Origin of the sequence: Aureimonas phyllosphaerae, from assembly GCF_047943035.1 — a bacterium.
GTDB lineage: Bacteria > Pseudomonadota > Alphaproteobacteria > Rhizobiales > Rhizobiaceae > Aureimonas > Aureimonas phyllosphaerae.
Map to the genome: position 1 here is coordinate 2,865,762 of NZ_CP181348.1, position 13,456 is coordinate 2,879,217.

At 64.6% G+C, this 13,456-nt stretch carries 12 protein-coding genes and 2 tRNA genes; 10 read left to right on the forward strand and 4 right to left on the reverse strand.

The window, feature by feature from the left end; all coding sequences use genetic code 11:
- Positions 1–49 precede the first annotated feature (49 nt).
- Both ACLNGM_RS13595 and ACLNGM_RS13600 read left to right on the forward strand, forming a co-directional pair.
- A complete protein-coding gene (locus ACLNGM_RS13595) occupies positions 50–946 on the forward strand; it encodes a rhodanese-related sulfurtransferase (protein ID WP_090960057.1) in 897 nt (298 codons plus the stop codon).
- A gap of 76 nt (positions 947–1,022) precedes the next feature.
- On the forward strand, positions 1,023–1,421 hold the full coding sequence (locus tag ACLNGM_RS13600; protein ID WP_090960054.1) for a hypothetical protein: 399 nt from the start codon (positions 1,023–1,025) through the stop codon (positions 1,419–1,421).
- 69 nt (positions 1,422–1,490) lie between these two features.
- Here ACLNGM_RS13600 and ACLNGM_RS13605 read toward each other — a convergent pair whose 3' ends face one another.
- Entirely contained in the window at positions 1,491–3,317 is a 1,827-nt protein-coding gene (locus tag ACLNGM_RS13605; RefSeq protein ID WP_416355334.1) for a DEAD/DEAH box helicase, read from the reverse strand.
- 199 nt (positions 3,318–3,516) lie between these two features.
- Positions 3,517–3,819 carry a hypothetical protein gene (locus ACLNGM_RS13610; RefSeq protein ID WP_416355335.1) on the reverse strand — a complete coding sequence of 101 codons (303 nt, stop codon included), beginning with the start codon at positions 3,817–3,819 and terminating at the stop codon, positions 3,517–3,519.
- Positions 3,820–3,984: 165 nt separating this feature from the next.
- Here ACLNGM_RS13610 and ACLNGM_RS13615 point away from each other — a divergent pair.
- Positions 3,985–4,059 (forward strand) — tRNA-Asn (locus ACLNGM_RS13615).
- Between the two features lie 123 nt (positions 4,060–4,182).
- Here the strand turns inward: ACLNGM_RS13615 and ACLNGM_RS13620 are convergent.
- Positions 4,183–4,341: a DUF3563 family protein gene (locus tag ACLNGM_RS13620; protein WP_416355336.1), complete on the reverse strand. Its 159-nt coding sequence runs from the start codon at positions 4,339–4,341 to the stop codon at positions 4,183–4,185.
- 245 nt (positions 4,342–4,586) lie between these two features.
- Here ACLNGM_RS13620 and ACLNGM_RS13625 point away from each other — a divergent pair, with 245 nt between their 5' ends.
- On the forward strand, positions 4,587–4,712 hold the full coding sequence (locus ACLNGM_RS13625; protein WP_280141077.1) for a hypothetical protein: 126 nt from the start codon (positions 4,587–4,589) through the stop codon (positions 4,710–4,712).
- A 24-nt stretch (positions 4,713–4,736) separates the two neighbouring features.
- Here the strand turns inward: ACLNGM_RS13625 and ACLNGM_RS13630 are convergent, their stop codons facing one another.
- Positions 4,737–5,111 (reverse strand): response regulator, encoded by a 375-nt coding sequence (locus tag ACLNGM_RS13630; protein ID WP_416355337.1) that lies wholly within the window; start codon positions 5,109–5,111, stop codon positions 4,737–4,739.
- A gap of 205 nt (positions 5,112–5,316) precedes the next feature.
- Between ACLNGM_RS13630 and ACLNGM_RS13635 the strand changes: the two genes are divergently transcribed.
- The 6 genes from ACLNGM_RS13635 to ACLNGM_RS13660 all read left to right on the forward strand — a co-directional run bounded on the left by ACLNGM_RS13635 (position 5,317) and on the right by ACLNGM_RS13660 (position 13,450).
- A tRNA-Cys gene (locus ACLNGM_RS13635) sits at positions 5,317–5,390 on the forward strand.
- Positions 5,391–5,538: 148 nt separating this feature from the next.
- Positions 5,539–6,189, forward strand: a complete 651-nt coding sequence (locus ACLNGM_RS13640; protein WP_090960038.1) for a protein-L-isoaspartate O-methyltransferase family protein — start codon at positions 5,539–5,541, stop codon at positions 6,187–6,189.
- A 267-nt stretch (positions 6,190–6,456) separates the two neighbouring features.
- Positions 6,457–7,827 carry a TolC family outer membrane protein gene (locus ACLNGM_RS13645; protein ID WP_090960231.1) on the forward strand — a complete coding sequence of 457 codons (1,371 nt, stop codon included), beginning with the start codon at positions 6,457–6,459 and terminating at the stop codon, positions 7,825–7,827.
- A 194-nt stretch (positions 7,828–8,021) separates the two neighbouring features.
- A complete protein-coding gene (locus ACLNGM_RS13650) occupies positions 8,022–8,834 on the forward strand; it encodes a DUF2497 domain-containing protein (protein ID WP_416355338.1) in 813 nt (270 codons plus the stop codon).
- Positions 8,835–8,998: 164 nt separating this feature from the next.
- The gene (locus tag ACLNGM_RS13655) at positions 8,999–11,770 is read left to right on the forward strand and encodes a valine--tRNA ligase (RefSeq protein WP_416355339.1); all 2,772 of its coding nucleotides are present in this window, start codon (positions 8,999–9,001) and stop codon (positions 11,768–11,770) included.
- Positions 11,771–12,097: 327 nt separating this feature from the next.
- A complete protein-coding gene (locus ACLNGM_RS13660) occupies positions 12,098–13,450 on the forward strand; it encodes a long-chain fatty acid transporter (RefSeq protein WP_416355340.1) in 1,353 nt (450 codons plus the stop codon).
- Positions 13,451–13,456 lie beyond the last annotated feature (6 nt).

A 13,456-nucleotide genomic window follows, 5' to 3' on the forward strand; every position in this document is an offset into this window, starting at 1 on the left:
GCGTCGCGCGGCTTGGCCATCGCTCGGGCTTCGCGATATAGCGGCGGGCATGACCTGGACCATCGCCGCCCTCTACCGTTTCGTATCCATCCCCGACCCCACCGGTCTGCGCGATGCTCTACACGAGTTCTGTCGTAGCGAGCATATCTGCGGAACGATCCTCGTGGCGTCGGAGGGGATCAACGGCACGATTGCGGGCTCGCGGGCGGGCGTGGAAGCGGTTCTCGACCGGTTGGATCGCGATGTCGCCATCCGACGGGGTGAGGTCAAGTTCTCCTCGGCTGACGAGCAGCCCTTCGCCCGCCTTCGCGTGCGCGTCAGGCCGGAAATCATCACCATGCGCGCGCCGGAGGCGGACCCGACGCGGCAGGTCGGCACATATGTCGAGCCCCAAGACTGGAATGCGTTGATCGCCGATCCCGAAACGTTGGTTCTGGACACTCGCAATCTCTACGAAACGCGAGTCGGCACCTTCGCCAACGCGATCGATCCGGAGATCGACAGCTTTACGGAGTTCAAGGCGTTTGCCGAACGCTCGCTCGACCCGCAACGGCACCGGCGTATCGCGATGTTCTGCACGGGCGGCATCCGCTGCGAGAAGGCGTCGAGCTATCTCCTCGCCCACGGCTTCGAGGACGTCAGGCATCTGAGGGGCGGCATCCTCAAGTATCTCGAAGTGGTGCCGCCGACTGAAAGTCTCTGGCAGGGGGATTGCTACGTCTTCGACAACCGCACGGCCGTCGGCTCCGCGGTTCGGCCGGCGGACTGGCAGTCCTGCTTCGGCTGCGGAAGCCCGTTGTCGCCGGAGGAACGGAACGATGCACGCTTCGAGGAGGGGGTCTCTTGCCCCCATTGCGCGTCCGACCTGTCGGACGAGAAGCGCCGTCGGCTTCGCCAGCGGCATGCGCAGATCACGGGTGTGGATAAGTTTAGACAGGACGATTAGTCGGTCTTCACCGCATTGCAACATATTCCGTATTGAAACGTTTCAATCGCAATTCCTCCCATGCTGGAGAATCGCCGTGCAAGCGTTTCGCAATCGCAAGGTTCATCTGGCTGGGCTTGCAGGCATCAGCCTGACGGCGTCGGCGCTTCTCGTCCGCGAGATCGACGCGAGCGGACTTTATGGCCCGGTCGGTACCGCCGACACCCTGATCGGCGACCTTCGCTCAAGCCTGCCGATACCGCAGGCCGATGGCTCGATCCTGGAAGGCGTCAATTTCGATGGCCACAAGGTGACGCTGGAATTCGTCGCCGACGAGCGCGTCGATCTTCATCTTCTGCGCGACAGCGATCGCGCCGAGCGCTGCGGCCTCTGGCATTCCGCATTCCGCCGCGGCGAGGTCGAGGAGGTCGAGTATCGCTACCGTCAGGGCGGCGCCGCGTCCTCGGCGCATCTGAACTCGGCGATCTGCAGCTGATCGACCGTTATCGCGATCGTCGGGCGGGTGATCGCCGCCCGACGTCGTTTTTGAATTTCGACTACTAACTCAGTCCGCCCGGCGCGGCTTGCCGGGCTTTCCCGGACCCTTGCCCGGTCCCTTCGTGCCGAACTTCGGAGGGCCGCGACGCGGCGCATCGCTATCGGCGCGCCGAGAGAATGCCTTCTGCGCGCGTGGCGGGCGCCCGGTCCTCGCGTTGCCGCCGCCGTCACGATCGCGACCGGCCGGCGGAGCGCCGCCGTCCATCCGCGTCACCGTGATGTCGTCGTCGCTGCCCTGCGCTGCGGAGGCGAAACGCTCAGCCGCATCGGCTCGGATCTCGACCTTGGTCTCCTTGTCGAAGATTCGGATCGCACCGATGTCCTCGCGCGTCACCTTACCTCGGCGGCAGAGAAGCGGGAGCAGCCATTTCGGGTCGGCATTGTTGCGCCGGCCGATGTCGAGGTGGAACCAGACGGCGGGTCCGATGGCATGGCGACCGCCGGTTCCCTCTTCGCGCTCGCCGTCGCGGCGGCTGCGCGGCTCGGCATTCGCCTTTCGGCCGGTCTTGTCGTCGCGACCCGGACCCGGATCGTAGATGTCCTCGGGCGCCGGAAGCTTTTGGCGATAGAGACGTGCAAAGGCCGAGGCGATCTCCATCGGGGAGAAGCGCTCGACGAGTACGCCCGCCGTCGCGAGATCGTCGTCCCCTGCCTCGTCGGAGAACAGCGGGTCGGTCAGCAGCCGATCGCGGTCGAGGGCGCGGATTTCGTCGGCCGAAGGGGGAGCGCTCCAGATCGGGCGAATCTTGGCATCCGTCAGGAGCCGATCGGCCTTGCGGCGCTTGGACAAGGGCACGAGGAGGACCGAGACGCCCTTGCGCCCCGCGCGGCCCGTCCGCCCGCTGCGATGCTGCAGCGTCTCGGCGTCGTTCGGCAGTTCCGCGTGGATCACGAGGCCGAGGTTCGGAAGATCGATGCCGCGCGCCGCGACGTCGGTCGCCACGCAGACGCGCGAGCGGCCATCACGAAGGGCCTGAAGCGCCTGGTTCCGTTCCGCCTGTCCGAGTTCGCCCGACAGGGACACCGCACCAAACCCACGGTCCAGCAGGCCGGTATGGAGATGCCGCACCTGCTCCCGCGTATTGCAGAACACGATGGCGGTCGGCGATTCGGCCTGGCGCAGGAGGTTGACCACCGCATGCTCGATCTCGGTTGGTGCGACGCGGATCGCACGATACTCGATATCGGAGTGGCTCGAGCTCTGGTTCGCGACCTCGATGCGCAGCGCGTTCGTCTGGTAGCGCTTGGTGAGCGCGACGATCGGCTTGGGCAAGGTCGCCGAGAAGAGCAGCGTCCGGCGCTCGGCGGGCGTCGCCTCCAGGATGAACTCAAGGTCTTCGCGAAAGCCGAGATTGAGCATCTCGTCGGCTTCGTCGAGCACCGCGACCTGCAGGTCCTGCGTACGCAGGTTGCCGCGCTCCAGATGATCGCGCAGACGTCCCGGAGTTCCAACGACGAGATGCGCGCCGCGGAACAACGCCTTCTGCTCCGTGCGCGCATCCATGCCGCCGACGCAAGTCACGATGCGCGCGCCGGCTTCAGCGAAGAGCCAGCGCAACTCATCGCTGACCTGAAGCGCGAGTTCACGTGTCGGGGCGATGATGAGGCCGAGCGGATTTCCGGCTTCGCCGAGGGTATCCCGGTCCTGCAGGAGCGTCTGGCCCATGGCGAGGCCGTAGGCGACCGTCTTGCCCGAACCGGTCTGCGCTGAGACGAGCAGGTCGCGATCCTCCGCCGCGGCTTCCACGACGCTCTTCTGAACCGGTGTCGGCTCCTGGTAGTTGCGGCTTTCGAGGGCCCGGGCGAGGGCGGGATGGATGGGGGGAAAGGCCAAGCGGATCGTCCTTGGAGTGTTCGGCCCTGACGGGCGCGGCCCTCGCGTCGGGAGCGATGCCGTTGGAAAGGGAAATGCCCATGTGCCGGATGGAACGGCGGCCGACGGGCATGCAACAGAAAGAACGGCGGTCTGCGAAAGCAGGACCACCGTTGTGTTCGAGCGAGCTATAAGCGTTCCGCGCGGGAAAGGCGAGGGGTCACATCTCCTCGTTCGCGGTCTTCCTGCGGCGCCGGCGACCCCACTTCACATCCGCCTTCCGTCGCCATCGGCGAACGAAGGCGAGATCGATCGACAGAATCAAAAGGCCGAGCGGCAGCATCCAGATGCCGAATACCGGCAGAAAAGCTAGGAAGCCGCCAATGATGAAGCCGATCCCGACCGCCATTCGCGCGACACGGTTCGCGGGAAGCCGAAATTTTCGACCGAGAATGTGAACCGTATGTCCGCGCAGCCGGAAGAACTCGCGTCGCTTCGCTGCCGTCTCTTCCACGCTGTTCATACGCCTTCACCTGATCCGCCGGTCCGGGGGATGTGATGCCGGGAGGGGTGACGGACAACCTCGTTGGAAACGAGGCGTGGAAGATTTTTTTGCAGAAAGCGTTCGGCCCACTTGGCAAATCGCGAACCCCTGGGTATACGCACCCTCGTTCGCAGGGCGAACTTTTCCCCGGTAGCTCAGTGGTAGAGCAATCGACTGTTAATCGATCGGTCGCTGGTTCGAATCCGGCCCGGGGAGCCACAAAGCTTTACAGATATACGAAACCAGACTGATGCGCGATCGCATATCCGCGTTCGCGCGAACGGCGGCAGATCCATTTTAGCCCGCCGCCCTGTTCGTGTGCTGCGACATGGCGCGCCGAGGTCAGAACGGGTGACGGTTCTGACGGAAGCGGCCGGAATCAATCTCGCGCTCGCGGCGCTCGAGGTCGGCAAGCGACGTCGCATCATTCAAGTAAGCCAACGCGCGTTCGTCGTGGGACGGGGCGCGGAAGGCGGCTCGAAGTCGGCGGGTGATGCTCATGATCCTGTCTCCAAGGTTTGGTTGACAGGATGAAAATGGCGGTTCTGACGTCCTGTTGCAACGCAACATGACGCAAGGCCGCTATGCGATTCGCACACATCCCTGCGGTCGAGTCCTTGTGCGCTAACAATTTGCGTCGAATTGTATGCTTCGCTCAATTGCAGGATTGCCAAGGTTCCCGCGATCCATACACTCGGAAGCAACGGACGCTCCGGTAAGAAGAGCGCCAGACGGAGGGGACGGACATGACGAACCATACGAAAGGGCCACTCAGCGCAGCGCATGGCATGACGCTGGGTTGCCTTCTGTCGAGCGTGATCTGGCTTGCCGGGCTGAACATCGTTCTGCTTGGTGGGCATCTGTCGTTTTGATGCGGCCTTGGTCAGCGGCTTGATCTAGTTCGATGACGCTTTGCCGTCGGTCAGCGACTGCAGCGCCTCGATAACGCGCTCGAACTCGACCGGCTTGGCGAACACCGGTACGTCGCGGAAGCGAGCCGCGACCAACGACGGATCGTAGGCGGTCAGGAACACGAACGGCACGTTGCGTCGTGCAAGATCGTAGGCGACTGGGTAGCTCATTTCGCCGGCAAGGTTGACGTCCATGAGGGCCGCATCGATGTCGGGAACTCGCGCGATCAGCGCAATCGATTCCTCGATCGTGGCCGTCGGGCCGATGACGGTCGCGCCCATGTCCTCCAGCCGCTCGGCGAGCGGGCGCGCAATCAGGAAATCGTCTTCGACCAGCAGGATCTGTTTGTTCTGGAGCATGGGTCCGTCGTGGGCTTGATCTTCGTGAGACAGCGGGCGTGCCGAGGCAAACGCATCGGGGCGTCATCGGTTCGACACAGGCGGTGAGCCTGAGTGGACGAAAGTCCGCGCCGAGGGAAGGGACGTCGTTGATCGATCCATCATGCAAATGGTCCGTCCGGGGCTTGCTTAAACCGCCGGGTCCACGTACCTAGCGCGCCGTTGAGGCCTCGTGGCGGAGTGGTGACGCAGAGGACTGCAAATCCTTGCACCCGGGTTCGATTCCCGGCGAGGCCTCCAACGCATGAGCGCGCAAGACCGCGCCGATCTGGATCCTTCATTTCCCACCCTCTGCTCCATGGCTTCCGCCAACCCGCTCGTGCTTCCGCTTGTCAGCCAGCGGGGCGGCGAATATGGGATGGGGCAAGCAATCGAGCCGAGGCCTGACATGGATTTCGCTGCCGCCCGCGTGAAGATGGTGGACAACCAGATTCGCACGACCGACGTGACGTCGCACGAGACGCTGCGTGCGTTCCTGAGCGTTCCGCGTGAGGTCTTCGTGCCCGAGGAACGGAAGGCGCTCGCCTACATCGATTCGGATATTCCGCTCGGGAGCGGTCGCGCCCTGATCTCGCCGTCGCCTCTCGCCAAGCTCATTCAGCTGGCCGAGATCGGGCCGCAGGACGTCGTGCTCGATGTGGGCTGCGGCACCGGCTACTCATCGGCCGTCCTGTCGCATCTCGCAAGCTCGATCGTCGCGCTCGAGGAGGATGCCGGTCTCGCCGCGAAGGCGAGTGCGGCGTTCGATGCCCTTGGCATCGTCAATGTGGCCGTCGTGTCCGGTCCTTTGAAGGACGGCTGGGCCGGTGAGGCACCCTACGACGTCATCGTTTTCGAGGGATCGGTCGAGTCGCTCCCGAAGCCGCACATCGACCAGTTGAAGGATCGCGGCCGGCTCGTGGTCGTCGAGCGCTCCGGAGCTTCGGGCATGGCGAAGCTCTACACGAAGGAGGACGGGATCGTCTCCGACCGCTTCGCCTTCAACTGTCACATTCCAGCGTTGCCGGGCTTTGCCAAGCCGCGCGAGTTCGTGTTCTGACGTTCGCGGAGAGGGCGGCGCGTATTCGTCCCGGCGGCCTATACATTCGCCAAGTGTTTGAGTCGCGCCACACCCTTTGGTCAAAACCGCATGTGGCCGTTTTGCAGGCTAGCGTTCGCACGTCGTTCGGTACACTACCTACTCGATAAGGTTCGGGCGAGGTTCGTCTGGGCCTCTCGTGTGCCGTGTGTTTGGCATGCGTCCGATTTCGGAGAATGCATCTTGCGCAAGAAGACGTGGATCCTGGCCTCCCTCTCGGCGCTTCTGATGGCGACGAGCGTCGATTTCGCCAGCGCCGAAACCCTCCGGGAAGCGCTGGCCAAGGCCTATTCGAACAGCCAGAGCCTCAATTCCGCCCGTGCCCAGCTGCGCGCGACCGACGAGAACGTGCCGCAGGCCCGCGCAGGGCTTCGACCGCGCGTCCAGGGTGTCGTGTCGACCCAGGGATCGCGGTCCCGCACCACGTTCGGTGACAATCTGCCCGGCCAGCGGTCACGCACAGGAGCCATCACCTCCGGAATTCAGATCAATCAGACCTTGTTCGATGGCTTTCAAACCCCGAACAATGTGAACGCCGCACAGGCACAGGTCCGTGCCTCTCAAAAAAACCTCGACAACACGGTGCAGGATACGCTTCTCGACACCGTGACCGTCTTCATGAACGTGCGCCGTGATCGCGAAGTCGCTGCGTTTCGTCGCCAGAGCCTTGCCTTCCTGAACGAGCAGGTCCGCGCGGCGCAGGCGCGTTTCGACGTGGGCGAGGGCACACGCACCGACGTTGCGCAAGCGCAGGCGCAGCAGGCGCTAGCGACCGCTCTGTTGAATACGGCACTTTCGCAGGTCGCCAGCAGCGAAGCGCAGTATCTCGACGTCGTCGGCGATCCCCCGGGCAACCTTGAAGCCGGAACCCCTCCCAATCGTAGTGCAATACCGTCTTCGGTTGGCGAGGCCGTACGCGTCTCGCAGGAACAGCATCCAGCCATCCAAGCAACGAAGTTCGCTGTCGATGCTGCATCGTTCCAGGTGAAATCAGCCGAGGGCGCCCGCCTTCCGACTTTGGCCGTAACCGGGCAGATCGATAACACCTACGCCCTGTCGGATCAGGATCCTGATCCTGGCAATCTGCCGGGCGTCGTGACGCAGAACGAGGTCTCGGGCACGGTCGGCGCGCAGCTCACCGTTCCGATTTATCAGGGCGGCCTCGTCGCCTCGCGCGTCCGTCAGGCCAAGGAAACGCTCTCGCAGCGTCGGATCGAGGTGGACAATATCCGCGATCAGGTTCGCTCTGCTGTGGCGAGCGCCTGGGCCCAGCGTCAGGCCGCCGAGGCCAACGTGCAGGGCTATCGCGCCCAGGTCGCTGCTGCGCAGTTGGCGCTGAACGGCGTCGTCGAGGAGCGCAACGTCGGTCAGCGTACGACACTCGACGTTCTGAACGCGCAGTCCGACGTGATCACCGCGCAGATTCTCCTGGCGGGCGCGCAGCGCGATACGATCGTCGCGGCCTATACGCTGGCCTCGGCGGTCGGCAGCCTGCTTCCCGACCGCCTCGCCCTGGCGGTCGACCGCTATGAGCCGGAAGAGCATTACCAGGCTGTTCAGGACAAGTGGTACGGCTTGCGTACCCCGGACGGCCGCTGATCATCTGATGGGCCGGCGCTCGCGGGCCCGATCGCATTAAAAATTCGTTTATAAACCGCCCTTCGAACGAACTGGGGATTCCTGCCGGTCGGCAGAGGGCGTACGGTACCGTGAGATTCGTGTCGGGTGGCGGCCGCGAATTCAAATCGGGTACGGGTTTCATGAGCAAGGCGAGTGTCGCGCAGGAGCCGTCAATGGACGAGATCCTGGCATCCATCCGGCGGATCATCGAGACAGGCGACGAGAAGTCGGCCAGTGCGAATCGGGAAGCCGCGGTTGGGGCAGCCCGGCAGATCCCGGCATTCCTTGCCGGTGCATCGTTCCAGGAGTCATCGGCCGAGCCGCCGGCTCAGGACGTGTCCCAGCCGCTCCGCTTTCCGTCGCCGCTCGATTCGGTTCATGCCGGCCAGCAGGGTTCGCTCGGCGACGACGATCACCTGACCGCCGAACTCGAAAACGAACTGGCGGCGACATGGGAGCGGATCGAGATCGGCCAGGACGTCGGGGCACCGCAGCCGGATGCGGCGCCGTCTCAGACTGACCGTTTTTCGAAGGCAGAAGCTCCCGTCATGAGTCAAGACCAGCATCCCCACTTCGAAACGCCTGCGGCACCGGCCGAACACCCGCAGTTCCAACACGGTGCCGACGCGCCCTCGTCGCAGTCACCACAGTCTCCCGCCAGCTACGAGGCTCCGATGGAGCGCAGCGCCTTCGAGCCCGCCAACACCGACGCCCGGCGTGCGGATGAGGGGAGTGCGTCTTCCAGTCGTTATGGCGATGTGCCGCCGCCCCTGGTGTCTCCGACCACCGGCCAACTCGTGGGCGCGTCCTTTAACGAACTGGCCGAGGCCATCCGCCAGGGCGAGCTTCGCTCACTGGAGGCCATGGCGCAGGAGATGCTGCAGCCGATGCTGCGCGATTGGCTGGATGACAACCTCCCGAAGATGGTCGAGCGTCTCATCCGCGAGGAGATCGAGCGGCTAGCGCGAGGCGGCATCAAGCGCTGAGGTAACCATCGCCCGGCATCGGTGATCGAAGGGGCGCGCTTCTCCGGAAGCGCGCCCTTTGTCTCGTGCGCGCTCCACGCTTCGATCCGGGTCGCGTTTCGTTGACATCGCTCGCGTTCTGCTCGAAACCCGGTCGCGATTCTGACCGATCTGGATGCCCGCCCATGGAGAAGACCTACGACGCCGCCGCGATCGAGCCCCGCGTGGCCGATCGCTGGGAGGCTGCCGACGCATTTCGGGCGGGAGCGGGCGCGAAGCCCGGCGCCGACCCGTTCTCCATCGTCATTCCCCCGCCCAACGTCACCGGGTCGCTCCACATCGGCCACGCGCTGAACAATACGCTGCAGGACATCCTCGTCCGCCATCGGCGCATGCTCGGGCAGAACGTCCTGTGGCAACCCGGCTTCGACCATGCCGGTATCGCGACGCAGATGGTGGTGGAGCGGCAGCTTGCCGAACGCAAGGAGCCGGGTCGCCGTGCCATGGGCCGTGAGGGCTTCATCGAGCGCGTCTGGCAATGGAAGGGCGAATCGGGCGGCGCCATCCTCGGTCAGCTTCGGCGCCTCGGTGCCTCCTGCGACTGGTCGCGCGAGCGCTTCACGATGGACGACGGCCTTTCGCGAGCCGTTCGCCGTGTCTTCGTCCAGCTCCATCGCGAGGGCCTGATCTACCGCGACAAGCGGCTCGTCAACTGGGACCCGAAGCTCCTGACCGCGATCTCCGACATCGAGGTCGAGCAGCGAGAAATCCGCGGTCATCTCTGGCATTTCCGCTACCCGGTGGAGGGGCGCAACTACGATCCGTCCAATCCCACGACCTTCATCACGGTCGCGACGACGCGGCCGGAGACCATGCTTGGCGATTCCGGCGTCGCGGTGAACGGCTCCGACGAGCGCTACACCGATCTCGTCGGCAAGACCGTCCGGCTTCCGCTGGTCGGTCGCGTCATCCCCGTGGTGGCCGACGACTATGCCGATCCGGAAGCCGGCTCGGGCGCGGTCAAGATCACCCCGGCACACGACTTCAACGACTTCGAAGTCGGCGAGCGGCACGGTCTGGCGCGAATCTCCGTCCTCGCGTCGGATGCCACGATCTCGATTCGCGACAACGCCGAATTTCTGGAAGGGCTGTTCCCGGCCGACGGCGAACGCGCGGTCGGTATGTTCGAGGGGCTCGACCGGTTCGCTGCCCGCAAGCTCATCGTCGACTGGATGGACGGGGAAGGCTACCTCGCGAAGGTCGAGGATCACGTCCACATGGTGCCGCACGGCGACCGCGGCGGCGTGCCGATCGAGCCGTTCCTCACCGACCAGTGGTATGTCGACACCAAGACGCTGGCGCATCCTGCGATCGCCAGCGTGCGGGAGGGGCGCACCACGTTCGTCCCGCGCAATTGGGAGAAGACCTACTTCGACTGGATGGAGAACATCCAGCCGTGGTGCATATCGCGCCAGCTTTGGTGGGGCCATCAGATCCCGGCCTGGTACGGACCGGACGGCGCGGTGTTCGTGGACGAGGACGAGGAAACCGTCGCCGGCGCGGCTCTGGCGCATTACGTCACCAACGGCACGCTGACGGACGCGCAGGCGCGCGAAATGGCGGAGACGGGATCGGTCTTCGACGGCTTCCTGCGCCGCGACGAGGATGTTCTCGATACCTGGTTCTCGTCGGCGCTCTGGCCCTTCTCGACGCTGGGCTGGCCCGACAAGACGCCTGAGCTCGCGACCTACTACCCGACCAACGTCCTCGTCAGCGGTTTCGACATCATCTTCTTCTGGGTTGCCCGAATGATGATGATGGGCCTGCACTTCACCGGCCAGGAGCCTTTCGGCACCGTCTACATGCACGCCCTCGTTCGCGACAAGAACGGGGCGAAGATGTCGAAGTCGAAGGGCAACGTCGTTGATCCACTCGATCTGATCGACGAGTTCGGTGCGGATGCCTTGCGGTTCACTCTGGCGATCATGGCCGCGCAGGGACGGGACGTGAAGCTCGATCCGCAGCGGATCGGCGGCTACCGGAACTTCGGCACCAAGCTCTGGAACGCGACACGGTTCGCCGAGATGAACGGGGCGGAGCACAACGTCACCGTCGATCCCGATGCGCTGGTTCTGCCGCTGAATCGCTGGTTGATGAGCGAACTGGCGACGGCGATCTCGGAGGTCGACGCAGCGTTGGATTCCTATCGCTTCAACGATGCGGCAGCCGCCATCTACCGCTTCACATGGAACACGGTCTGCGACTGGTATCTCGAACTCGCCAAGCCGGTGTTCCTCGGCGAGGACGAGTTGGCCAAGGTCGAGACCCGGCGGGTGACCGGCTTCGTTCTCGACCGTGTCTACGCTCTCCTGCATCCATTCATGCCCTTCCTGACGGAAGAACTGTGGGCGGCGACCGCAGGCGTGCGTCCCCGCGACGGGCTGCTCTGCCACGCGGAGTGGCCGGTTCTCGTCTATAACGACGCCGAGGCGTCGGACGACCTCAACTGGCTCGTCGCTCTCGTCGGCGAAATCCGCTCGATCCGCGCGGAGATGAATGTGCCGCCGGGTGCGGAAGCGCCGCTTGTCGCGGTCGGCGTCGATGCCAAGACGCAGCAACGGCTGGTCCGCCACGATGCGGCCCTGCGGCGCCTCGCGCGTCTGTCGAGCGTCGAGACCGCGGACATCGCTCCGCCGCAGTCCGTGCAATTCGTCCTCGACACCCGCGCCTACGCCTTGCCCTTGGCTGGGACGATCGACGTCGCCTCGGAAATCGCACGTTTGACGAAGGCTGCTGCCAAGGCGCGCACCGAGGTCGACCGGATCGACAAGAAGCTCTCGAACGAGCGCTTCGTGGCGAACGCTCCGGACGACGTGGTGGCGCAGGAGCGTGAGAAGCGGGACGCCTATCAGGCGGAAGCCGAGAAGTTGGACGCCGCCTTGGCGATGCTGCGCTAGCTCTGGTTTCGACCACCGTCGCCGAGCGTGTAGCGTTCTGGCAACGGTGGTCGGATTCTTCCGTTTACGGAAGACAACTGTGGCCGACTATTCGTGCTCAGTCGAACTGCCGTTCAGGTTCAGCCCGGAGGCGAAACGACAGCATAGGGAATGACTTACCGTAGCGCGCTGGAGTTGTTCATTCATGCCGAGCAACTCCAGCGGTGCGTTTCGCCAACCTGTCGCCGTGCTTTCGCCTGTATTCCCATCTCTCGAGCGTCGTGACACGGTTCGTTCATACGGACGGGCAGGAGGAATGCCCGCAAGCGACGACCGGTGGGGGAAGGCATGAGCGGTTTCAAGACGCGCCTGGCGCAGACGACATTTCTGGTTCTCCTGGGCGCCAGCGGTGCACAGGCCGGCGGCTTCCAGCGCGGCACGGCCGACACGGATGTCCTCTACGAGGCGGCTCCGTTCAGCACGCGCCTCGGCTTCACGTACGTCAACCCGGCTCGCGGTTTCGAGCGCGTCAACGGCGTGTCAGGCGACTTCGGTGACTACACGGGCACCTATCAGATCCCCAGCGCGGCGCTGAAACTTGGCAACGACACCGTGGCCTGCGTCGGCAACTATACCGAAACTTTCGCGGCGGAAGCGGACTACTCCTCGCTACCAGGCGGTGCGCAGCCGGCCGGCTTCCCCGGCGGGTCGCGGGTGCGTGATCTCGAGTTCGATTCCGACGAGATCAGCGGGACCTGCCGCGTCAGCTACAGTCGCGACGGGATGCGCTTCAGCCTTCTGGGCGGCGTGTTCGGCGAGGACTTCAACTTTAACGGCACGAGCCTTGCAGCGCGCAACCTTGGTCCCACCCTTCCGGGCGCCCTTCAGGGTGCGCTCGCGTCCTTTGGTGGCCAGCTCCTGCTGCCAGTCGCCCTGACGGCCGACACGAGCCAGGGCTTCTCGGCGGGTTACCGCATCGGCGCCGCTTTCGAGATGCCTGAGATCGCGCTTCGCGCACAGGTGCTCTACCGGTCCGAGGTCGAGCATGACGATATCACCGGCACGGGCACGTTGGTCGCATCCAACAACGCGTTCGTGCAGTTGGCCGACGGGCGGCAGCTCTCGATCCCGCAAGCGGCGGCCTTCCTGGCGCAACGCGGCATCAACGTACCGCCTGCGCTGATCTCGGCGCTGCCGACCGGCGGAACGGTGCTCGCCAACAACCTTCCGGCCTCGCTGAACACCGCAACGAGCCCACAGAGCCTCTACATCAACGCTCAGACCGGTATTGCGGAAGGCACGCTCCTGCTCGCTTCGTTCCGCTGGACCGACTGGAGCACGAATCGCGCGGTTGTCACCACGGTCGCCGGTAACTCCACCGTCAGCCCGTACTACTGGGATGACGGCTATACGGCGACCATCGGCATCGGCCGCGCCTTCAACGAGAACGTCTCGGGAAGCATCTCGCTCGGCTACGACAGCGGCGTATCGACCGGTGCGGAAACCACCTACACCGACCTCTACACTCTGTCGGGCGGTCTCGCCCTTAAGAATAACGACTGGGCCGAACTGCGCGTCGGCGGCCTGATCGGATATTGGACCGATGGCGAACAGCGTCGGACGAGCGGAGCCGTCTTCGACGCCGACGTCGGCAACGATTGGGTCTATGCCGCGAACGTCTCGCTGAAGCTCTCGTTCTGAGCCGAA

Excerpts from the sequence above, each read along its gene's own strand:
- ACLNGM_RS13595 (WP_090960057.1), top strand. The coding sequence starts at position 50 with ATGACCTGGACCATCGCCGCCCTCTACCGTTTCGTATCCATCCCCGAC.
- ACLNGM_RS13640 (WP_090960038.1), top strand. The coding sequence starts at position 5,539 with ATGGATTTCGCTGCCGCCCGCGTGAAGATGGTGGACAACCAGATTCGC.
- ACLNGM_RS13645 (WP_090960231.1), top strand. The coding sequence starts at position 6,457 with ATGGCGACGAGCGTCGATTTCGCCAGCGCCGAAACCCTCCGGGAAGCG.
- ACLNGM_RS13655 (WP_416355339.1), top strand. The coding sequence starts at position 8,999 with ATGGAGAAGACCTACGACGCCGCCGCGATCGAGCCCCGCGTGGCCGAT.
- ACLNGM_RS13630 (WP_416355337.1), bottom strand. The coding sequence starts at position 5,111 with ATGCTCCAGAACAAACAGATCCTGCTGGTCGAAGACGATTTCCTGATT.
- ACLNGM_RS13620 (WP_416355336.1), bottom strand. The coding sequence starts at position 4,341 with ATGAGCATCACCCGCCGACTTCGAGCCGCCTTCCGCGCCCCGTCCCAC.
- ACLNGM_RS13625 (WP_280141077.1), top strand. The coding sequence starts at position 4,587 with ATGACGAACCATACGAAAGGGCCACTCAGCGCAGCGCATGGCATGACG.
- ACLNGM_RS13660 (WP_416355340.1), top strand. The coding sequence starts at position 12,098 with ATGAGCGGTTTCAAGACGCGCCTGGCGCAGACGACATTTCTGGTTCTC.
- ACLNGM_RS13650 (WP_416355338.1), top strand. The coding sequence starts at position 8,022 with ATGGACGAGATCCTGGCATCCATCCGGCGGATCATCGAGACAGGCGAC.
- ACLNGM_RS13610 (WP_416355335.1), bottom strand. The coding sequence starts at position 3,819 with ATGAACAGCGTGGAAGAGACGGCAGCGAAGCGACGCGAGTTCTTCCGG.